The sequence below is a fragment of the Chitinophaga sp. genome (genome assembly GCF_035564935.1).
GTDB lineage: Bacteria > Bacteroidota > Bacteroidia > Chitinophagales > Chitinophagaceae > Chitinophaga.
The window spans coordinates 1-21302 of the sequence record NZ_DATMTE010000702.1 but is presented as its reverse complement, the minus strand read 5'-3'; the positions used below and the strand labels follow the sequence as shown (position 1 = coordinate 21302).

Sequence of the window (21302 nt, the reverse complement as noted above, 5' to 3'; positions counted from 1 at the left end):
CCAATTATTGCGACAAAATTATTCAGTGATGACCACTCTCCAGGAACAAACAACTATCCGGAAATTAGCCGCAAATGAGAAAATGCCCTATGACCTTTTGCTACTGGCCGATCCATCGGCAACAATGATTAACACCTATCTTCCTTTCAGTGATGTATACGTGCTTGAACAAAAGAAACAGGTAATTGCCGTTTATGCACTTTTGAAGGACAATGACATGCTGGAAATTAAAAACATTGCCGTAAACCCGGCGCACCAGGGAAAAGGCCTGGGAAAGATCCTGCTGCAGGATGCCGCGCAGCGCGCCAGGGCAGGCGGTTTCAAAAGGCTTTGCATTGGCACGGGCAACTCCAGCATTGCACAACTCAACCTGTACCAGCGGCAGGGATTTGAAATTACCTCCATCCGGAAAAATTATTTTACCACACATTACCCCGAACCCATTTATGAAAACGGGATTCAATGCCGGCACCTGATCGTGCTGGAAAAGTGGTTAGGCTGATAATGGCTGCCCACCCTCGTTTTCGATAAAGGCACGGGTTTTAGGCAGGCTGTTTGGATGATGCTCCCGTATAAATTTTACCAGGTTTTCGCGGATATAGCACCGGAGATCAAACGCGTTACCTGAATTGGAAGAGCTCATCAGCGCCCTTACTTCAATAGTGCGTTCGCTGGTATTGGTTACCTGCAGGGCTTTTGCGCGCTTATCCCACAATGGTGATGTTTCCAGTAATCTTTCAAATTCAGCCCTCACCTGGTCTACAGGTACGGTATAATCCAGGTAAAAGAAAGCGGTACCCAGTATTTCAGAACCGGTACGGGTCCAGTTCTGGAAAGGTTTCTCAATAAAATAATTGATCGGTAAAATTAATTTACGCTGGTCCCATATGCTCAGCACCACATAAGTGAGTGTAATTTCTTCCACACGCCCCCATTCTCCTTCCACCACCAGCACATCATCAATGCGGATAGGTTGCGTAAATGCCAGCTGGAAGCCCGCCAACAGGTTGCCGAGCGATTTTTGCGCAGCAAAACCAATAATGATACCGCCAACGCCTACACCGGTAAGAAGCCCCGCGCCCAGCTTACGCATACTGTCGAAGCTAAGGAGGATCACACAGGCGGTGAGCACCAGGATCACCGTAATAGATACCTTCCGGATAAACTGCAGCTGGGTACGTATTTTCCGCTCTTTCAGGTTATTGGCTTTCTTCAGGTCGTAGGTGTGATACACATAATCTTCCAGCACCTTGATGGCCCCGATCAATAGCGCTGCAAATGAAAGCGTAAGCGCTATTTCCGCCACCTTACTGAGGTTGGGTACATACTTAGCAGGTACCCGCATCAACGGGATAGCCATGTTGAGCAGCAACAGGGGCAGGAAATAATTGAATGCTTTTCCCAACCGGAAAAGGATGGTGTGTATCAGGGAAAAGTCCTGCTGTGTTCGTACCGACTGCCGTAAGAAGATCGACAATAAATATTTGATCAGCCATCCTGTTATGACTGCAATGCCCGCCAGTATAAGGTTCCATAGGAAATTAGGCAGGTGGTCCGCATTTTCTATTAGTTGATTCCACATGCGCGCCTTTGCCTCAAACATGATGCCGTTATGTACCTGTTGTCATTAATTTATCATTAGAAAGAACAATCATGTCAGCGTTTATTCATGCAACCGTACATTAGCGTTGGTGGTATCTGTTATAAGTATTTTCATCGCTTCTTTTAATATGCCGTTACCTCAATAGTAGCTTCTGCAGCAATTTGAGTAAGTCTTAATGCCCATTGCTCCAGGGCAGCTGCGCGTTCTTCCGGTGTTAGCCTTACCGGGCCGTAGATCACCTGCGGTTCCAGTACAGAAAAGCCGGTGAATTGAAATATACCCCGGTGAATGGGTTTCAGGAGCACGTCCAGTTCGCCGTGTAAACCGCCGGGAAGGTACGCACTTTCCGGTCCGCCGATAGTGAGGGAAAGCATTGCTTTTTTCCCGGTGTAAATGCCGGTTTCATAAATGTGCCCGTCGCCATACGAAGTGCCCATGGCAAATACGCGGTCTACCCAGCCTTTGAGAATGGCAGGAACACTGAACCACCAAAGGGGAAATTGCCAGATCATTACATCGCACCAGGCTAATTTTTCCTGTTCGGCTGCAATGTCGGCTGCAAAACCGTGCACACGGGAGGCGTGCCGTTCTTCCAGTTGTTGCTTGAAAAAAGCATCGTCGTATACACTGTTGAAATTGGCCCTGCCTGAAACGGGATTAAACTGCATGGCATACAGGTCGGATGTTTTCACTTCATGACCTGCTTGCTGCAATGTGGTAATGGCCGTTTGAAACATAGCGCCGTTCATACTCTTTGGTTCCGGATGCGCATATACTATCAGTATCTTCATAAAAGATGTTTTTTAATAACTGCGGACAAAATTATTTCACGAATATTACATTTGTATTTTTGTAGCCTATTGTATGCAACACACAAAATTGTAAGTAATGGCAAAGCGCAAGGAAACGTCTACCAACCGTATGAACCGCGAGCAGATCTCAGACGTGTGCGGAGTGGCCTATGCTATTGATATCCTGGCGGGCAGATGGAAATTGTTTATCCTCTACAAGCTGGTGAACAGAACGTTACGCTTCAGTGAGCTGAAAGAACATATTCCTAATATCACTGACCGTATGCTCACCCTTCATCTGCAGGAGCTGGAAGCCGATGGACTTGTAAGCCGGACTGTTTATGCCGAAGTGCCGCCCAGGGTGGAGTATCGACTCACGGAAATAGCTGCGCGGCTCATTCCTGTATGGGATCAGCTGAATGAGTGGGGGCATCAGCACCGCGATGGCCGTTTACAACGATAACGTAGTAGCGTTACCGTTATTTTCCAGCATAATGGTAACAGGGAAATATTGTGCAGGAACGGTGGAAGGAAACCAGTTCCGTCCTGCTTTCACAATGATCAGTAATCCATTATCATCTCCCAGTGCGGTAAACTGTTCCAGGCGTGGTTGCCTGGAAAAAACAGGTAATCCGTGGTCATTGATCAACCGGTCCGCATAAGCCGTAGGATCTGTTGTTACTACGCCGAGTTCGCTGATACAATCTATGTAAAGTTGTGCCGATTCATTCGCCAGGTCATGACGGGCAATGAGCTCCAGCAGGTTGCCATTATTGTCGTAAAAGTATACGGCATGCGCATTCCAGTTGCTGAAATCAGCGATATGACTGTTGCCTGTTACAGGTAGCAGTGTAGTAAACGTCTGTAGCCACTGTATGGCTTCCGGTAGCTGGTTATGCGGTATATTGAAGGCGATGTGGTATACAGGCGCGGTAGCGGTTGCCTGTTCTTCAAATGTAAGTATGGAACTGCCTGCCTGTAAACTGATATGGCGGCTGCTTTCATTGATCACCGGCAATTGCAGTGAACGGGTATAAAACGTAGCGGTAGCCGTAATATGATGAGTGCCTAAAATAATCTCCCTGATCTTCATCTCTTTTCTATTTTAGTACAAATGTACAAAAATGAATGTTTTAGTTTGTACATTTGTACTAATTTTTTTATTTTCGTGAGATATTAAAGCGGTAAGCATCTCATGAATACAAAAGAAAAGATACTGGTCACAGCTTTGGAATTGTTCAATGAGCAGGGGATCGATGTGATCACTATCCGGCATATTGCCAAAGAAATGGGGATCAGTCACAGTAACATACAGTATTATTTTAAAAATGCAGACGACATCATTTACACCGTATACGCGCAGCATATTGCAGCCATGAATGAGCTGCCTGTATTTGTAAATGATCCGGATGCGGGGCTCAATACCCTGCGGGAGTCCATTACAGCCATATTGCAGCATATCTATCAATACCGCTTTATTTACATTCATTTTGTGGTAATAACCCGGCGTATGCCTGAAATAAAAAAGATCTATGCCCAGCGGTTCGGCATCCGCAGGAGGCAGCTTCTCCGGTTATTTGAAAATTACCGGGAGCAGGGCATTGTACGGAAAGATGTACCGGAAGATGTATGGGAAAGCCTGATCAGGAGCATTTATCTCATCGGCGATTTCTGGATCTCTGCTAACGAACTTACTACAGGATTGAAGGGAAAGAAGGCGGTTAATTATTATGCCCGTCTCCTGGAGGATCTGTTTTATCCCTATTTTACAGAAAGGGGAAAGCAGCTGATTGCAACATAAAAAACGGCGTACCCGTGTGAGGATACGCCGTTTCTTCATCATTATCTGCTACTATTGCGCGGATTGTTTCTTTTTGGAATGGTCTACAATGGCGCCTGTACCTGCACCTACACCGGCGCCGATCAGGGTACCAATGGCAGCGCCTTTTACCCTGTCTTTGTTAACGATGGCACCGGTTACTGCACCTGCACCAGCGCCAACTACGGCGCCTTTAGCAGTATGGCTCCACGATTTCCAGCCCTTTTTCTTTGCAGGAGCCGGAGCCGGAGCCGGAGCTTCCGTATTGGCTACCGCCGGAGCGGCTTCATTGTTATATTGGGTACCGGCAAGGTTTTCACGGCTGTGAGAACGGTTGCTTTTTAACGCATTCATGGAATCTACCACCTGTTGTTTGATAGCATTTACATTATTCATGGAATCAATGGTGGCTTTCTTTGCACTTTCAATAGCGGCGGCATTATCAGCATTGCTTTTGCACGAAAATAAAACGACTGCTGCTGCTAAGGCTACGAGTATCTGTTTCATGGTTCTAAATTCTTTACCCCGCACTTGTCGAAAATTGTGCCATTTTTCTATAGTTTCGCTGAAACTCAGATGGGAAGCCGCATCTCCACCAATAATGGCTGAAAACCTGCTTTTTCATAGGCTTTTACAGCGGCCTCATTAGTGGCGTATACCTCCAGGCGCATTTCTGCAATGCCCTGCGATTGCGCCCAGGTTTTCAGACCATTGATGATCAGCTTGTTTACACCTTTGCCCCGCCAGGATGGCGTTACATACATAAATCCCAGGTAAGCATATTGGTTAAATATCAAATATGGTTTGGCATTGTCTATACGGGCATAGCCGGAACCAATCAGCTGGCCTTCTGCTTCCGCTACCAGCAGTTCAATGTGGGGAGCGGTGATCATGGCTGCTATGTTGTAATAATGTATAACGCCTTCTTTTAATGTGGGATCAAACGGACGCTCTGCGGCAATGACGCCCTGCTCAAAGTCCAGTAATACAGGTAGATCAGCCCCGGTGGCTTTACGGATAATTATCGCTTGCATGGTTTTCTAAATAAACTGGTTGCTGCAAATATCCGCTAATATTTCATGTAAACTGTTCAGGGGCATTATTGAAAGTACAGGGGCAACCGGTAACACAGCACAACTGCAATATGCCAGGTGTAACATGCAATCCTTTCACATATAACATGCAACCCTTTCGCATGTAATACGCAACCCTTTCGCATGTAACATGCAACCCTTTCACCGGGAACGATTGCATAAATAATACATTGCGTTTGCAGGTCATTTACTATTTTGACCGCCGCAATATCAGTCATGTTATGAAACAGGCATCTTTACCGTTGGCGGTCATCACCATGATCATTTATTACTACCGGAATGTTTAATTACATCATTGACATGCCTGCAACAACGATCCCAGGGACCGGTGCTGCATCTGCCACACACCCGGAGTGCCTCTGCGGGATGTAGGGACGTTGCCTTTCTGTTCTCTCCTGATGTTCCGGACTGTGTAAGGGTGAGCGGGTATGCCTGTGAAGCCTGCAAAAGCCAGTATATGCTACTGGTTTATGGAGATGACCGTAATGATCTTATAAGTGTCTTGTAAACAATAAAAACCGGCATCGCCGGGGAATAAGCGACAATTAGTTTTTTATGAAGATAATTACCTGTGTATTATCCCTGTTCACCGCTACCGCCGCCTTTGCGCAACCGGCCAGGGAGGTTTCTAAAGTATGGGTGCCAGATAATGGCGACGGCACCTATAAAAACCCGGTGCTGTATGCAGACTATTCCGATCCTGACGCCATCCGTGTTGGGGATGATTATTACCTCATTGCGTCCAGCTTCGATGCCATCCCGGGACTGCCCATCCTGCACTCACGCGATCTTGTAAACTGGCGCATCATAGGGCATGCCCTGTTGCGGCAGCCACCTTATGATCACTTTGCTGCGCCGCAGCACGGCAACGGTGTTTGGGCGCCTGCCATACGTTATCATAACAACGAATTTTATATCTATTATCCCGATCCTGACTTCGGGATATACGTGGTGAAAGCAAAACAGGTCACCGGCCCATGGAGCGCACCGCAGCTGGTGGTTGCAGGCAAAGGACTGATTGATCCCTGCCCTTTATGGGATGATAACGGGAACGTATATATGGTGCACGCATATGCCGGCAGCCGCGCCGGTATTAAAAGCATCATCGTGGTAAAGAAACTGGATGCCAGCGGCACTAAAGCTACCGACGAAGGCGTAATGGTATTCGACGGGCATGATGATCATCCCACCCTGGAAGGCCCCAAATTTTACAAACATAACGGCTATTATTACATATTTGCACCCGCAGGCGGCGTTGCTACCGGCTGGCAGCTGGTTATGCGCGCTAAACAGGTATACGGGCCGTACGAAAGCAAAATTGTGATGGACCAGGGGAAATCCCCTGTGAATGGTCCTCACCAGGGCGCCTGGGTACAAACGCAAAAAGGAGAGGACTGGTTCCTGCATTTCCAGGACCTGGATGCCTACGGAAGGGTAATACATCTCCAGCCAATGAAATGGGTGAACGACTGGCCCGTTATAGGGGTGGATAATAACAACGACGGGAAAGGGGAACCGGTATTAACCTTCCGTAAACCCAATGGAGCGGCGCCTCAGCCGGTTGCCACGCCACAGGAATCAGATGAGTTTAATACCTCTGCATTAGGACTGCAATGGCAGTGGCAGGCCAATCCCACCGCCGGGTGGGCATTCCCTTCCGTTGCAAAAGGCAGCCTGCGCCTGTTTGGCGCCCAGGCGCCAGACAGCGCCCGTAATCTCTGGGAGGTGCCCAATGTGCTCCTGCAGAAATTCCCGGCGCCGGTATTCCAGGCTACCACAAAGCTCAGCTTCAAACCCCGGCAAACCGGCGATCGCATCAGCTTCCTGGTAATGGGTACCAACTACGCCGGGTTATCGCTGACAAGAAAGGCAAACGGGGTTTATTTGTCGTATTTCACGTGTACGCAGGCCGATAAAGGCAACGCCGAAACCACCGCGGAAGTAACGGAGATAACGGCAACGGATATATTTTTCCGGGTAAAGGTAACCGCGGGTGGTATTTGCCGTTTCAGCTACAGCACAGACGGGAAAACCTTCACGGACACAGGAGAGCCGTTTACCGCCGTTCCCGGCAGATGGATAGGTGCGAAGATGGGATTATGCTGTAGCCGGGATGTAAAAACAAATGATGCGGGTTGGGCCGATGTAGACTGGTGGCGGGTGGAATAGTGCCGGTTACTTTTTCTTCTTTTGGGACACGGGTTGTATAAGCAACTCTGAATGCAATACCCTTGTTTCAAATTCTTTAACCGGTCGTTTGCTCTCTATCAGTTGCAACAGTAATTCGGTGGCCACCTGTCCCATTTCAAAGGCGGGCTGCCGTACCACCGTGATAGGCGCATGCAGTAATTCAATCAGGTCTGAATTGGAAAATCCTGTGAGCGCTATTTCGTCCGGAATGGCCACCCGGGCCTTTTTAAGCGCACGCATACAACCGGTGGTCAGTTTATCCGATGCGGTAAAGATGGCATCCGGTTTTTGCTTTAATTTAAGTAGCTGGCTCACGGCATCAGTCACTTCGGAAAGCAGCATGCCGCCGTGAAAGCAATATTTGATCAGCGCCGGCTGGGGCTGGATGCCATGTTTCTCCAGTGCGGCCACATATCCTGCTACACGCTCCCGGGTAATGGAAAGGTGCGCGGAATTGGTAATGCACGCAATGCGCCGGTATCCCTGCTGAAGCAGGTGCATGGTAGCGTTATAGGCTCCCTGGAAATTATCCACCATTACCTTATGCGTGGCAATGTCTTCTATGATCCTGTCAAAAAATACAATCGGAAATCCGTACTGATGCAGCGCCTTTAGATGTGTAAGGTCTTTGGTGGCGCTGGATACAGAGATCAGCAAGCCGTCTATCGACCGCGAAGCCAGGTATTGCAATGTTCTCACTTCCTTCTCAAATGATTCATGGCTTTGGGAAATAATTACCGTATATCCTTTCTCGTTAGCAACCGATTCGATGCCATTGATTGTTTGTGAAAAAAAACTGTTGGCAATTTCGGATACGATCACGCCAATAGACCGGCTTTTCTTTTCCTTTAAACTCAATGCAATCGGGTTGGGATGGTAGTTCAGTAGCGCTGCATGTTCCAGTACCAGCTGCTTTGTAGCTGCACTGATTTCATGGCTGTCGCGCAATGCGCGGGACACAGTGGAGGTAGACAAGCCAAGCGCCTGTGCGATATCTTTGATGGTTGCTGCTCTATACTTCATAACGTCTTCCGGACTATGTTTTCCGGCATTCTAATCAGTGGTGAAAGTAACGATTTTTCCGGGAACGTTTGCGTAAATAAACTTCACCATTAGCAAATTGTTCTGTAGACTTGTAACAGCACAACACGGAAGAAAGCGCTCCTGTTTCAACCAATTAATCACCACGCTGATTATTGCCATTTCCTTTATTTGCCATTTTAAAATTCACGCCAAACGTTATGAAAAGAATTTATCTCATTTGCTTATTGCTGCTGGGTTTCAGCAGCTGGGCAATAGCACAGACCCGTACCGTAAAAGGGAAGGTCACAGACGCCGCCTCCGGCGATCCCCTGCCGCTTGTAAGTGTTCAGGTGAAGGGCACCACCACGGGCACCCAAACGGATGCACATGGGAACTTTACCCTCCAGGTACCGGAAGGGAAGAAAACGGACCTATTATTCAGCTACATAGGGTACACAGCGGTGACACTGGTAGCGGATAATGTCAACATGACAATAAAGATGGAACCAAACAACAAGAAACTGGATGAAATTGTAGTAGTGGGTTATGGCGTCGTGAAAAAACGGGATCTTACCGGTGCGGTAGTATCGGTGAAAGGAGAGGAACTTAAAAAAGTACCGTCTACCAACGTGATGGAATCAGTGCAGGGAAAGCTGCCTGGTGTGGATATTACCCGCAGCAGCGGCGCCGCCGGCGCGAAAGTGAATGTAACAGTGAGAGGCAACAGGTCTATCAGGGCCAGTAACGGCCCACTGTATATTGTTGATGGTGTGCAGTACGAAAATATACAGGATATCAATCCTAACGATATCCAGTCGATGGAAGTACTGAAAGATGCGTCTTCTACTGCCATTTATGGCTCCCGTGGCGCCAACGGCGTAATTATGGTAACCACCAAGCGCGGTTCTTCCGGTAAGCCCAAGGTGAATGTGAGCTCCTATGTTGGTTCCTCAGAAGTAAACGGCTACCCGCGTATGAGTAACGGCCAGGAATATACGGCCCTGAAAAGGGAAGCCAACCGTACTACGGGAAGGTGGGTCAGTGAAGCAGATGATTCCAAAATATTCAACGCATTTGAACTGGACGAAATAAAGAACAATCTCTGGGCAGACTATGCAGATCTACTGCTACATAACGGCTTACAGCAAGACTACCAGGCAGGCATCTCCGGAGGATCAGAGAAAACAAAAGTTTATTTTTCCTTTGATTACTTCAATGAAAAGGGACTGTTGAAACTGGATGATCTCAAACGCTATTCCACGCGTTTGAATATTGATCAAACCATTAACGATGCTATCAAGATAGGGGCGCAAAGCCAGATTACCTACTATGATCAAAGTGCGCGCCGCGACCCGCTCAACCAGGCAAATAAGTATATTCCCCTGGCCGTGCCTTATGATGCAGACGGCAACCTGGTGTTATTCCCTAACAGTGGATCGGCTATCAACCCCCTGGCGGATGAACAGCCAAACGCTTACCAGAATAACACCCGCACTACCCGCACTTTTCTCAATGCTTACCTGGAACTGACTCCTTTCAGCGGCTTCCTGTTCCGCTCTAACTTTGGTGTAACACTGGAAAATGCGAAACAAGGGGTGTTCGCATCGAAAAATTCTATCGACCGCTCTACCTCTTCTACCTCAAGGTCGCAGTCGAATGGCAGCACCCGCCGTTTCCTCAGCTGGGAAAACGTGGCTACCTATACAAAAACAATCGGTGATCATTCCTTTGGCGTTACCGGTGTAGCCAGCGTATTGTCCGACCAGCGCGATTCCTCACTGATGCAGGGAGAAGGACAACTATTGCCATCACAGCTGTATTATGCTATGCAAAATAATGTAAGCGGCATTGCTATAAGAAGTATGTACCAGTCCAGCAAACTGATTTCCTTTACAGGCAGATTGAATTATGCCTACAAAGGAAAATACCTGTTGTCACTCACCGGCAGATCCGACGGATCTTCCAAACTGTCGCCGGGTAACAAATGGGCTTTCTTCCCTTCCGCAGCAGCAGCCTGGCGTATCAGCGACGAAGCCTTTATGAAGTCGCAAACCTTTTTCAGCGACCTGAAACTGAGAGTAAGCTACGGTGTGGCCGGTAATGATGCAGTAGATCCTTATTCTACCATGAGCTACCTTACCAAAATACCTTTCTCCTGGGATGATACCAATGCCGCTACTGCCTATGCTATCGGCAATCAGGCGGGTAACAAAGGACTTAAATGGGAGTTGTCTGCCACAAAAAATATAGGACTCGATTTCGGTATCGTTGCCAACAGGATCTCCGGTAGCATCGATTATTATGATACCCAAACAAAAGACCTGCTGCTGCAACGTACGCTGCCAACTTCTTCCGGCGTAAGCACAGTGGTGCAGAACATTGGTAAAACCCGTAACAGGGGTATTGAAATAGGCATCAATACCACGAATATTTCAACAGGTGATTTCCGGTGGACTTCCAACATCGTATACTCCCGCAACAAGGAAGAAATTGTAGCGCTGGCAGACGGCAATACCAATGATGTGGCTAACGGGTGGTTTATCGGTTCTCCTGTTAAAGTATATTATGACTACGAGAAAACAGGCATCTGGCAAACATCAGAAGCGGATGAAGCTGCAAAGTATGGTTATAAACCAGGTGATATCAAAGTGAAAGACCAGGACGGTAAAGGCACTATCAATACATCCGACCGCATAATACTGGGCGCCCAGGTGCCTAAGTGGAGCGGTGGTTTCAACAACGACCTGCGGTATAAGAATTTTGATCTCAACATATACGTATTTGCCCGCATTGGCCAATGGATCAATTCCGAATACGCTGCGAAATATGATCCGCAGGGATTGGAGAACAGCGCGCCGGTTAACTACTGGACACCGGAAAACGCATCCAACGATTATCCAAGACCTAATGCCAGTCTTTCTAAAGACGGTACGCCTTTCATCAAAACGCTGGGATATAAAGACGGCTCTTTTGTGAAGATCCGTAACCTCTCCCTCGGCTATACGTTTTCCGCTGAGGCACTGAAGTCGCTGCACCTGAGCAGTCTTCGTTTATACGTAACCGGTAAGAACCTTTTTACTTTCAGCAAAGTAAAAGACTACGACCCGGAAAGAGGGGGCGATTTGAGCAACCCGCTCACCAGGATGTATGTAGCAGGAATAAATGTTGAGTTCTAATCTTTAAAAAGCGTAACAATGACACCCAGTATAAATAAATATCTCATCATATTGTGCATCGCAGCGGGAAGTTTTGCCGGCTGTAATAAACAACTGGAAGAATATAACCCCGGCGGTACTACCACGGATGCCGTTTATTCCACCCCCGAAGGCTTTGAAACGCTGGTGAATGCCGCGTATACCTATAACCGTTGGTGGTATGGGAAAGAAGAAGGATACAGCATTTCCGAAATGGGCACCGATATATGGACCAGCGGTACCGGTGATAAATACCCGGATATGACCAACTACAACAACCTGCAGGCCAGCAATTCCGTGATGAGCGGTTTATGGAAGCAACTGTATGCGGCTATCAACCTGTGTAATGCAGGGATTAACCGGATAGACAATGCCGGGCTGCCGGAAGACCGTAAGAAAATACGCGCCGCAGAACTACATTTCCTTCGTGCTTTTTATTACTGGCATATCGTAGAAACCTGGGGCCCGGTTCACTTCACACTCACTGAAACCTCGGGGGTGATTACTACTGCTAACCGCACACCGGTAGATACTTTTTATGCGCAGATCTTCCGCGACCTGGGCGAGGCCGTGAATAACCTGCCGGCTACCACATCCGACTATGGACGTGTTACCAAACCGGCTGCCGAAGCTTTCCTGGCAAGAATGTACCTCACCCGTGGCATGAACCAGCAGGCCGCCGACCTGGCAGATAAGGTAATTAACAGTTATGGCTATACGCTGCAGCCAAAATACGCAGATCTCTGGCGTATGGATAACCTGCAGAATAAAGAAGTGATCTGGGCGGTGAATTATATGAAGAACCTCGTGTTTGATGACCGGACGGATGCTACATTGTTCCCTAATGGTCACTCCCGCGGCGCTAACAACGCGCATATGCTGTTTGCCATGAAGTACGATGATTTGCCGGGTATGCAGCGGGATATTCTTAACCAGCGGCCGTTTAACAGGTATATGCCTACGCTGTTCCTGTTAAATCTCTTTAATGAAAATGCAGATGCACGCTATGAAGGATCTTTCAAACAGGTATGGTATTGCAATAATCTTAAAACAGCGCCGGCCGGTATGAAGTTGGGCGATACGGCTATCTACTGCAGCAAATATGTACTACCTGCTTCCACTAAATACCGGATTTATGACCGGAACGCCGTGTATACAGAAAATGGGGGAGGAAAGGACCGTACCCGTTATGTGTCGCTCGATAAATTTGATGATCCCACACGGGCATCTATGAACGAAGAACAAAGTGCCAGGGACGCATTTATTATCAGGCTTGCTGAAATGTATCTCATTGCAGGGGAAGCGCAGTTTAAGCTGGGCAATTCCTCCAAAGCTGCGGAATATATCAACGTGATCCGTAAACGGGCGGCTATTACAGGGCATGAAGCAGAGATGGTGGTTAAAGCCACTGATATCAATCTTGATTTTATTCTCGATGAGCGGGCGAGGGAACTGGCAGGTGAACAGCTTCGCTGGTTTGATCTGAAACGTACCGGCAAACTGGGAGAACGCATTGCGTTACATAACCCGGATGCCAACACATATTTTCAGTCGTACCACACGCTGCGGCCTATTCCGCAGGACCAGATCGACGCTGTAACAAATAAAGATGAATTTAAGCAGAACGATAAATATAACTAATGAAGCTACTTCAGATACTTTTATTATCATTATTGGGACTGGCGCCAGCCGGTCCCAAACCCACTATATTCCTGATCGGTGATTCCACTATGGCTAACAAACCGTTGGAAGATAACCCCGAACGGGGCTGGGGACAATTGTTCCCGCAATTCTTTGAAAAGGATATCCTTATTAAAAACTATGCGGTAAACGGAAGAAGCACTAAAAGTTTTATCGATGAACATCGCTGGGATAGTGTATTGGCGCAGCTGAAGCCGGGTGACTGGGTGATGATCCAGTTTGGTCATAACGATTCGAAGATCAGTGATTCCACCCGCTACGCCGCGCCGGAAGGGGCTTACAAAACTAACCTGGAACGTTTTGTAAAAGAGGCCCGTGCTAAAGGTGCTCACCCGGTACTTATTACGCCGGTGGCACGCAGGAAGTTTACCAATGGGGTTTTAGAAGATACCCATGGCGCTTATCCCGGGGTGGTAAGAGCTGTAGCAAAGGCTATGCAGGCGCCGTTGATCGATTTGCAGCAAAGCAGTTCGGCGCTGCTGAGTAAAGAAGGAGAAGCGGCTTCACAGAAGTTATTCCGTACTACGCCACCGGGGCATTACAACTCCCTGCCACAGGGTATTACAGACAATACGCATTTTTCCGCTTATGGCGCTGCTTCTATAGCCGCGCTCGTAGCGCGTGAAATAAAAGAGAAAAAACTGCCGCTGGCAGATTACCTGCAGCAAACGCCGTTTGAAGGCAAATACAGCTACGAGTTGCCGCAGATCTATGAGCCGCATTTCAGGAAAGATACTTTTGTAATTACCTCTTTTGGTGCAAAAGCCGATGGTATCACATTAAACAGCAAGGCCATTAACGACGCTATCAGCGCCTGTAACAGTAAGGGTGGCGGCGTGGTACTGGTGCCTCCGGGCATGTGGCTCACCGGCCCTATTGTACTGAAGAGCAATGTGAACCTTCACCTGGAAAAGAACGCCGTATTGGAGTTTACGACCGACTTCGACCAATATCCGCTGATCAGCACTACCTATGAAGGGTTGGAAGCCGTACGTTGCCAGGCGCCTGTTTCCGCCATCAACCAGGAAAATATAGCCGTTACCGGTAGTGGTATCCTGGACGGCGGCGGTGATGCGTGGCGAATCGTTAAAAAGGCAAAGCTTACTGAAACGCAATGGGAGAAGCTGGTGGCATCCGGCGGCCTGGTAGGCCCCGATGGCGCTAACTGGTATCCTACGAAGTCATCTTACCGCGGCGCCAACACCAGCCTGCCAGGTGTTATTAAGCCCGGTAGCAAAGTGGAAGACTATGCTGATATCAAGGATTTTTTAAGACCCAATATGGTGAGCATTAGCTCCTGTAAAAATGTATTACTGGAAGGGGTTACCTTCCAAAATTCACCCGCGTGGTGCCTGCACCCGCTGCTTTGTGAAAACATTACCCTGCGTGGTATTTATGCCAAAAATCCATGGTATGCGCAGAATGGTGATGGCGTGGACCTGGAATCGTGCCGGCAGGCGCAGATCATAGATTGCACCTTTGATGTAGGCGACGATGGTATTTGCATCAAATCCGGCAGGGATGAGCAGGGACGCAAACGGGGCAAGCCTACCGAAGATGTGATTGTGCAGCACTGTACTGTATACCACGCCCATGGCGGTTTTGTGATAGGCAGCGAAATGTCTGGCGGCGCCCGTAACATTTATGTGTCCGACTGTTCATTTCTTGGTACCGATATCGGGTTGCGTTTTAAAACCGCCCGCGGCCGTGGTGGTGTGGTGGAAAACATTTATGCCGCTAACATCAATATGAAGGATATTCCCGGTGAAGCCATCCTGTTTGATATGTATTATGCTGCAAAAGACCCGGTGCCACTGGCCGGGGAGAAGCGAACTGCTCCCCGTGTGGAAACATTGCCGGTAACGGAAGCCACCCCCGTGTTCCGCAACTTTTATATGAATAACATTGTATGCAGCGGTGCAAGAAAAGCCGTGTTCATACGTGGCCTGCCAGAAAAGCCTGTGCATAATATCCACCTGGATAACCTGTTTATAAAGGCCAGCGAAGGCATTCAATGCCTGGAAGCAGAAGATATACATTTCAGTAACGTATACCTGCTTACATCTTCCGGCCAGCAGCCGGTGCAAACCCGCAATACCAGGCATATTACATTCAACAGCTGTCGTTACCGCGATACTAAAACCCAATCAACAGAAGACCATGCGTTTTAAAACATCATTATTATCCGCCGCATTGCTGTTATCCGTTTCATTGACACAGGCACAAACCGGCGCCGCCGGAATGGCGGCCACCGTAATGCGTATATGGAGCGATTCGCTGGAGATACAACCCGGCAGACCTGTACGATGGTCGTACGACCAGGGCGTAGTGCTGGAAGGTTTTACCGGCTTATGGAAAAGAACAGGCGATCAGCGGTACTTCCAATACATACAACGGAGCATGGATCATTTTATAGATGCTAACGGCAACATCCGTACGTACCAGCTGAAAGATTATAACATCGATAATATTAAAAATGGTCGTGTCATATTAACGCTTTATAAGGCCACCAAAGATAATAAGTACAAGCTGGCTGCTGACCTGCTCCGTGAACAGCTGCGGCAGCAGCCCCGCACGAACGACGGCGGTTTCTGGCACAAGAAACGATATCCTTACCAGATGTGGCTCGACGGGCTTTATATGGGAGAACCATTTTACGCGGAGTATGCCGCGCTTTTCGGGGAGGACAGCGCGTTCCGCGACATCACCCGGCAGTTTGTACTGATGGAAACACATGCGCGTGATCCGCGCACGGGGTTGTTGTATCATGCCTGGGATGAATCAAAGGAACAGCGATGGGCTAATAAAACCACGGGACAGTCGCCGCACTTCTGGGGCCGTGCCATGGGCTGGTATGCCATGGCGCTGGTAGATGCACTGGAATACTACCCGGCTGCAGACCCCGGCCGCGATAGCCTCATCGCTATTTTAAACCGTACCGCAGTAGCAATAAAAAAGTTCCAGGATGCCAAAACCGGCTGCTGGTACCAGGTGCTCGACAAAGCCACGAGCAAAGGAAATTATGTGGAAGCCTCCGCTTCCTGCATGTTCGTATATGCGTTGGCGAAAGGTATGCGTCTTGGCTATCTGCCAAAAACTTACGGCCCGGTAGCAAAGAAAGGTTACGACGGGATTCTTAAACAGTTTATCCGTAAAAATCCTGAAGGCGATCTTACCCTGGGAGGAACTGTAAGCGTGGCAGGATTGGGTGGCGATCCATACCGCGATGGGAGCTATGCTTACTATCTCAGTGAAAAGGTAATTGATAACGATGCAAAAGGCGTAGGGGCGTACCTGTTAGCTGCCAATGAAATGGAAATAATGACTAAATAATGTGGATATGAAACTTTCAAAAGAGTTACTGCAACAGCTGCACGAAAAGGAGGAATGGCAGCTACCCGGTGAAGATTATTTTGCCCTTCCGGAAAAAGTACTGCAGTTCGGCACAGGGGTATTGCTGAGAGGACTGCCCTGTTTTTTCATAGACAAAGCCAATAAGCAGGGCGTATTCAATGGCAGGGTAGTAGTGGTAAAATCAACAGATAAGGGCAGCACCACTGCTTTCGATGAACAGGATAACCTTTATACGCAATGTATCAGGGGAATTGATGGAGGGAAACCCGTTTCGGAAAATATTATTAATGCAGCCATCAGCCGGGTGCTTACCGCCGGTTCCCAGTGGGAGGAGATCCTCGCCTGTGCCGAAAATCCGCATATGCAGGTGGTAATATCCAATACCACCGAAGTGGGTATTGTGTATGCGGAAGAAAGCATTCATGCAAATCCGCCTTTGTCTTTTCCCGGCAAACTGCTGGCATTCCTGTATCGTCGCTACCACCACTTTAAGGGAGATACTACCAAAGGAATGGTGATTGTTCCCACGGAGCTGATACCCGATAATGGAAGCAGGCTCCGGGAGATCCTGTTGCAGTTGAGCAGTTTTAACCAGCTGGAAGAAGGTTTCACAGACTGGTTTACGCATCATAATTACTGCTGTAATTCGCTGGTAGATTGTATTGTGCCCGGTGCTGCCGACCTGGCGCCCGGTTATGAAGATGGGCTGCTGATCATGACGGAGGTATATCGCTTATGGGCCATTGAAACCAGCAGTGAACAGGTAAAGAAAATATTATCCTTTAGTGAAACGGATGCCGGTGTGGTATTGTCGCCCGACATTAATGTATTCCGTGAGCTGAAGCTCCGGTTGCTCAATGGTACGCATACCCTTAGTTGCGGACTGGCCTTCCTGGCTGGTCATGAAACGGTGAAAGCCGCCATGAACGATGAAGCCATGGCTGCTTATATGGAAGGACTGATGATGCACGAAATTATCCCGGCTATAACGGATATACATATACGTAACGATGCGGCTGTCCGTTTTGCGGGCGCTGTACTCGATCGTTTTCGCAACCCTGCCATTGAGCACCGGTGGCTGAGTATTTGCGCCCAGTACACGGCTAAACTGAAAATGCGGGTACTGCCGGTGTTGTTGCAGTACCAGCAGCGTACCGGCCATGTGCCGGCATTGATGGCGCTGGGCTTCGCCGCACATGCTTTATTCATGCGCGGTGGCGATGGTTACACAATTACAGACGAACATGCCGGCTGGTATGCAGCGCAATGGAAGTTGCATTCACCGGAAGTATTAATAAACACCGCTTTCAGTAACCAGGCTATCTGGGGCCAGGATCTTACAGCTATTCCCGGCTTTGCCCAGCTGGTAACCACCATGCTGAAAGCATTGATGGAACAGGGAACGGCTGTTTACCTGGAAAAAGTAGCAGCGGAAATAACGGTATCGTAAAATTTTAAGGACAGATAATGAAGCAGAAAGTATTAAAGGTGCACCCGCACGATAATGTGTTGGTAGCACTACAGGACCTGGAAAAGGAAGAAACGGTGGAGTATAACGGCGCCGTATACACGATGCAGGAGAAGATTCCTGCAAAACATAAGTTTGCGGTAAACCCCATGAAGGAAGGGGATGCCATTTACATGTACGGAGTACTGGTGGGGCGTGCACAGCATCAGATCAGCGCCGGCAGCAGGATAGCGGTAGAAAACGTGCGGCATGCGGCAGATGGTTATGAGTTGGCGGCGGAACGGAAAACAGCCTGGCATGCGCCCGATGTTTCCCGCTGGAAGCAACGGACCTTTATGGGCTATCACCGTGCCGACGGCAGTGTTGGTACCGCCAACTATTGGCTGGTAATACCTTTGGTATTTTGTGAAAACAGGAATGTAGAAGTGCTGAAGGAAGCATTGCTGCCCGAACTGGGATATGGCCGCCCGGGCAAGTACGCGGCCTTTACGCGTTCTCTTGCAGCCAGGCAACAGGCTGGCGCCAACCCGGCAGAGATCCTTGAAAGCATATACACAGAAGAGACTTCCGGTGCGCAGGGAAACCGCATCTTTGAAAATGTGGATGGAATCAAGTTCCTGACTCACGATGGCGGTTGCGGCGGCATCCGGCAGGATGCGCAAACTTTGTGCGGCCTGCTGGCGGGATATATTACCCATGCAAATGTTGCGGGCGCCACAGTGCTGAGCCTGGGATGTCAGAATGCGCAGATAAGCATGCTGAAGGAGGAAATCGCTAAACGGGATCCCGGTTTTGCAAAACCGCTTTATATCCTGGATCAGCAGCAAATCGGCGCGGAAAGCCAGCTGATCGCTGATGCGATCAGGCAAACTTTTGCAGGGCTGATGACAGCCAATCAATGCAGCCGGCAGCCGGCGCCATTAAGCAAATTGTGTATAGGACTGGAATGCGGCGGCTCAGACGGGTTCTCCGGTATCTCCGCTAACCCGGCCATCGGTTATACTTCCGACCTGCTTACGGCGCTGGGTGGCTCCGTGATCCTGGCTGAATTTCCTGAGCTCTGCGGCGTAGAGCAGGAAATGAGCGACCGTTGCCGCAACGTAGAAGATGCCACCAGGTTCATCGGGCTGATGCGTACCTACCAGCAGCGCGCCGAAGAGGCAGGCTCCGGATTTGATATGAATCCATCTCCCGGAAATATAAAAGACGGGCTGATCACCGATGCTATCAAATCTGCCGGTGCAGCTAAGAAAGGAGGTACTTCACCCGTGGCCGCCGTATTAGACTACCCCGAAAAAGTACAGCAACCGGGGCTTAACCTGTTGTGCACGCCGGGTAATGATGTGGAATCCACTACTGCAGAAGTAGGCAGCGGCGCCAACGTGGTGCTGTTTACCACCGGGCTTGGAACACCTACAGGTAACCCCATCGCCCCGGTGATCAAACTGTCGAGCAACACAAAGCTGTACCAGCGCATGCATGATATCATAGATATTAATACCGGTACTATTATAGACGGTGAGGAAACCATCACAGCAGCGGGAGAACGTATACTCGAATACGTTATACAGGTAGCCAGTGGCGCCATTACCGCAAAATCCGTCCTTAACGGTCAGGATGATTTTATCCCCTGGAAAAGAGGGGTGTCATTGTAATGCTTAAAAATTTTCTGATGAGAAAAAAATTCATGGATGAAAATTTCCTCCTGAATAGCGATGCGGCAGAACGGCTCTACCACGACTATGCAAAGGATATGCCCATCATCGATTATCATTGTCACCTGCCACCCGCGCAGATTGCAGCGGATACCATGTTTGAAAATATCACACAGGCATGGCTGTACGGCGATCATTATAAATGGCGCGCTATGCGTACTAATGGCGTACCGGAAAGTTACTGTACCGGTAACAATACCGACTGGGAGAAGTTTGAGAAATGGGCCGCTACGGTGCCCTATACATTGCGCAATCCCCTGCATCATTGGACGCACCTGGAACTGCAACGTTATTTTGGTGTTACCGATGTGCTGAACCCCACATCCGCAAAACAGATCTATGATACCTGTAACCAGCTGCTGCAAACACCGGCATACAGCGTGCAAAACCTGTTACGCAGCAGGAACGTATCGCTTATATGCACCACCGACGATCCGGCCGATAACCTGCAATATCACCGCCAGTTAAAACAGGATGGCTTCGAAATACCAGTGATACCGGCGTTCCGGCCGGATCAGGCTATGAATGTGGACTCACCGGAAGTATATAACCAGTATCTCCATAAACTGGAGGAAACGGCTAACGTTAACATCCGTACGTACGATGACCTGCTCCAGGTGCTGAAAGACCGGCATGATGTTTTTGCCGCACATGGTTGTAAAGTATCCGACCACGGAATTGAGGAAATATATGCAGACGATTTCCTGGAGAAAGATATCCGGCAGATCTTTTTGAAGATCCGCGGCGGACAGCCGCTCACCCAAACCGGGATCAGGCAGTTTAAATCGGCGCTCCTGTATGAACTGGCGCTTATGGACTGGAAAGCAGGATGGGTACAACAATACCATCTTGGCGCCCTGCGGAACAATAATTCACGCATGATGCGGCAGCTGGGACCCGATACCGGCTGGGATTCCATTGGCGATTTTTCCCAGGCACGCGCGCTTGCCAGGTTCCTTGATAAACTGGACAGCCAGGATAAACTGGCGAAAACTATTATTTATAACCTGAACCCCGCAGATAATGAATTGATGGCCACCATGACCGGTAACTTCAACGATGGGTCCGTGCCCGGTAAAATTCAGTTCGGCGCAGCCTGGTGGTTCCTGGATCAGAAAGAGGGCATGACCCGGCAAATGAACGCATTGTCCAATATGGGACTTATTTCCCGGTTTGTAGGCATGCTTACAGATTCCCGTAGTTTTCTCTCCTATCCGCGCCACGAATACTTCAGGCGCCTGCTCTGCGATCTTTTTGGGGAAGAGATCGAGCGGGGTGAGATACCGGATGATATGGACGCTGTTGGTAAGATGGTACAGGATATCTGTTATGGTAACGCCAAATCATATT

17 protein-coding genes are annotated in these 21302 nt (G+C 48.8%); 11 read left to right on the top strand and 6 right to left on the bottom strand.

Annotated elements, in window-relative coordinates:
* The coding region (locus tag VN105_RS18170; RefSeq protein ID WP_325642950.1) for a GNAT family N-acetyltransferase at positions 1-502 on the top strand (502 nt) is incomplete at its 5' end.
* Here VN105_RS18170 and VN105_RS18165 read toward each other — a convergent pair.
* Positions 494-1582, bottom strand: a complete 1089-nt coding sequence (locus tag VN105_RS18165; protein ID WP_325642949.1) for a mechanosensitive ion channel family protein — start codon at positions 1580-1582, stop codon at positions 494-496. The genes VN105_RS18170 and VN105_RS18165 overlap by 9 nt on opposite strands.
* Before the next feature lie 143 nt (positions 1583-1725).
* Entirely contained in the window at positions 1726-2394 is a 669-nt protein-coding gene (locus VN105_RS18160) for an NAD(P)H-dependent oxidoreductase (RefSeq protein WP_325642948.1), read from the bottom strand.
* A 97-nt stretch (positions 2395-2491) separates the two neighbouring features.
* Between VN105_RS18160 and VN105_RS18155 the strand changes: the two genes are divergently transcribed.
* Complete coding sequence (locus tag VN105_RS18155; protein WP_325642947.1) at positions 2492-2857, top strand: helix-turn-helix domain-containing protein; 366 nt, start codon at positions 2492-2494, stop codon at positions 2855-2857.
* Here VN105_RS18155 and VN105_RS18150 read toward each other — a convergent pair.
* The gene (locus VN105_RS18150) at positions 2846-3487 is read right to left on the bottom strand and encodes a hypothetical protein (RefSeq protein ID WP_325642946.1); all 642 of its coding nucleotides are present in this window, start codon (positions 3485-3487) and stop codon (positions 2846-2848) included. The two genes, VN105_RS18155 and VN105_RS18150, sit on opposite strands and share 12 nt — an antisense overlap.
* A 102-nt stretch (positions 3488-3589) precedes the next feature.
* Between VN105_RS18150 and VN105_RS18145 the strand changes: the two genes are divergently transcribed.
* Positions 3590-4195 (top strand): TetR/AcrR family transcriptional regulator, encoded by a 606-nt coding sequence (locus VN105_RS18145; RefSeq protein ID WP_325642945.1) that lies wholly within the window; start codon positions 3590-3592, stop codon positions 4193-4195.
* A gap of 51 nt (positions 4196-4246) precedes the next feature.
* Here the strand turns inward: VN105_RS18145 and VN105_RS18140 are convergent, their stop codons facing one another.
* Entirely contained in the window at positions 4247-4720 is a 474-nt protein-coding gene (locus tag VN105_RS18140) for a hypothetical protein (RefSeq protein ID WP_325642944.1), read from the bottom strand.
* Between the two features lie 65 nt (positions 4721-4785).
* Positions 4786-5247, bottom strand: coding sequence for a GNAT family N-acetyltransferase (locus VN105_RS18135; RefSeq protein WP_325642943.1), 462 nt, complete (start codon positions 5245-5247; stop codon positions 4786-4788).
* 615 nt (positions 5248-5862) lie between these two features.
* Between VN105_RS18135 and VN105_RS18130 the strand changes: the two genes are divergently transcribed.
* Positions 5863-7476: a glycoside hydrolase 43 family protein gene (locus VN105_RS18130; protein WP_325642942.1), complete on the top strand. Its 1614-nt coding sequence runs from the start codon at positions 5863-5865 to the stop codon at positions 7474-7476.
* 6 nt (positions 7477-7482) lie between these two features.
* On the opposite strand, the gene VN105_RS18125 is transcribed toward VN105_RS18130, so the two are convergent.
* Complete coding sequence (locus VN105_RS18125; RefSeq protein WP_325642941.1) at positions 7483-8520, bottom strand: LacI family DNA-binding transcriptional regulator; 1038 nt, start codon at positions 8518-8520, stop codon at positions 7483-7485.
* Between the two features lie 218 nt (positions 8521-8738).
* Here VN105_RS18125 and VN105_RS18120 point away from each other — a divergent pair, with 218 nt between their 5' ends.
* The 7 genes from VN105_RS18120 to uxaC form a co-directional block, all read left to right on the top strand.
* Positions 8739-11696 (top strand): TonB-dependent receptor, encoded by a 2958-nt coding sequence (locus VN105_RS18120; RefSeq protein WP_325642940.1) that lies wholly within the window; start codon positions 8739-8741, stop codon positions 11694-11696.
* Positions 11697-11714: 18 nt separating this feature from the next.
* Entirely contained in the window at positions 11715-13355 is a 1641-nt protein-coding gene (locus tag VN105_RS18115) for a RagB/SusD family nutrient uptake outer membrane protein (protein WP_325642939.1), read from the top strand.
* On the top strand, positions 13355-15586 hold the full coding sequence (locus VN105_RS18110; RefSeq protein ID WP_325642938.1) for a glycosyl hydrolase family 28 protein: 2232 nt from the start codon (positions 13355-13357) through the stop codon (positions 15584-15586). The genes VN105_RS18115 and VN105_RS18110 overlap by 1 nt, the downstream gene beginning before the upstream one ends.
* Positions 15576-16748, top strand: coding sequence for a glycoside hydrolase family 88/105 protein (locus VN105_RS18105; protein ID WP_325642937.1), 1173 nt, complete (start codon positions 15576-15578; stop codon positions 16746-16748). Before VN105_RS18110 ends, VN105_RS18105 begins: the two co-directional genes overlap by 11 nt.
* Positions 16749-16755: 7 nt before the next feature.
* Positions 16756-18219 carry a tagaturonate reductase gene (locus tag VN105_RS18100; protein ID WP_325642936.1) on the top strand — a complete coding sequence of 488 codons (1464 nt, stop codon included), beginning with the start codon at positions 16756-16758 and terminating at the stop codon, positions 18217-18219.
* A 17-nt stretch (positions 18220-18236) separates the two neighbouring features.
* Positions 18237-19892, top strand: a complete 1656-nt coding sequence (locus VN105_RS18095; protein WP_325642935.1) for an altronate dehydratase family protein — start codon at positions 18237-18239, stop codon at positions 19890-19892.
* A 17-nt stretch (positions 19893-19909) separates the two neighbouring features.
* On the top strand, positions 19910-21302 hold a 1393-nt coding region (gene uxaC, locus VN105_RS18090), incomplete at its 3' end, for a glucuronate isomerase (protein WP_325642934.1).

Bases quoted from the DNA above. Each gene is read 5' to 3' on its own strand.
- VN105_RS18165 (WP_325642949.1), bottom strand. From the start codon at position 1,582: ATGTGGAATCAACTAATAGAAAATGCGGACCACCTGCCTAATTTCCTA.
- VN105_RS18160 (WP_325642948.1), bottom strand. From the start codon at position 2,394: ATGAAGATACTGATAGTATATGCGCATCCGGAACCAAAGAGTATGAAC.
- VN105_RS18155 (WP_325642947.1), top strand. From the start codon at position 2,492: ATGGCAAAGCGCAAGGAAACGTCTACCAACCGTATGAACCGCGAGCAG.
- VN105_RS18150 (WP_325642946.1), bottom strand. From the start codon at position 3,487: ATGAAGATCAGGGAGATTATTTTAGGCACTCATCATATTACGGCTACC.
- VN105_RS18145 (WP_325642945.1), top strand. From the start codon at position 3,590: ATGAATACAAAAGAAAAGATACTGGTCACAGCTTTGGAATTGTTCAAT.
- VN105_RS18140 (WP_325642944.1), bottom strand. From the start codon at position 4,720: ATGAAACAGATACTCGTAGCCTTAGCAGCAGCAGTCGTTTTATTTTCG.
- VN105_RS18135 (WP_325642943.1), bottom strand. From the start codon at position 5,247: ATGCAAGCGATAATTATCCGTAAAGCCACCGGGGCTGATCTACCTGTA.
- VN105_RS18130 (WP_325642942.1), top strand. From the start codon at position 5,863: ATGAAGATAATTACCTGTGTATTATCCCTGTTCACCGCTACCGCCGCC.
- VN105_RS18125 (WP_325642941.1), bottom strand. From the start codon at position 8,520: ATGAAGTATAGAGCAGCAACCATCAAAGATATCGCACAGGCGCTTGGC.
- VN105_RS18120 (WP_325642940.1), top strand. From the start codon at position 8,739: ATGAAAAGAATTTATCTCATTTGCTTATTGCTGCTGGGTTTCAGCAGC.
- VN105_RS18115 (WP_325642939.1), top strand. From the start codon at position 11,715: ATGACACCCAGTATAAATAAATATCTCATCATATTGTGCATCGCAGCG.
- VN105_RS18110 (WP_325642938.1), top strand. From the start codon at position 13,355: ATGAAGCTACTTCAGATACTTTTATTATCATTATTGGGACTGGCGCCA.
- VN105_RS18105 (WP_325642937.1), top strand. From the start codon at position 15,576: ATGCGTTTTAAAACATCATTATTATCCGCCGCATTGCTGTTATCCGTT.
- VN105_RS18100 (WP_325642936.1), top strand. From the start codon at position 16,756: ATGAAACTTTCAAAAGAGTTACTGCAACAGCTGCACGAAAAGGAGGAA.
- VN105_RS18095 (WP_325642935.1), top strand. From the start codon at position 18,237: ATGAAGCAGAAAGTATTAAAGGTGCACCCGCACGATAATGTGTTGGTA.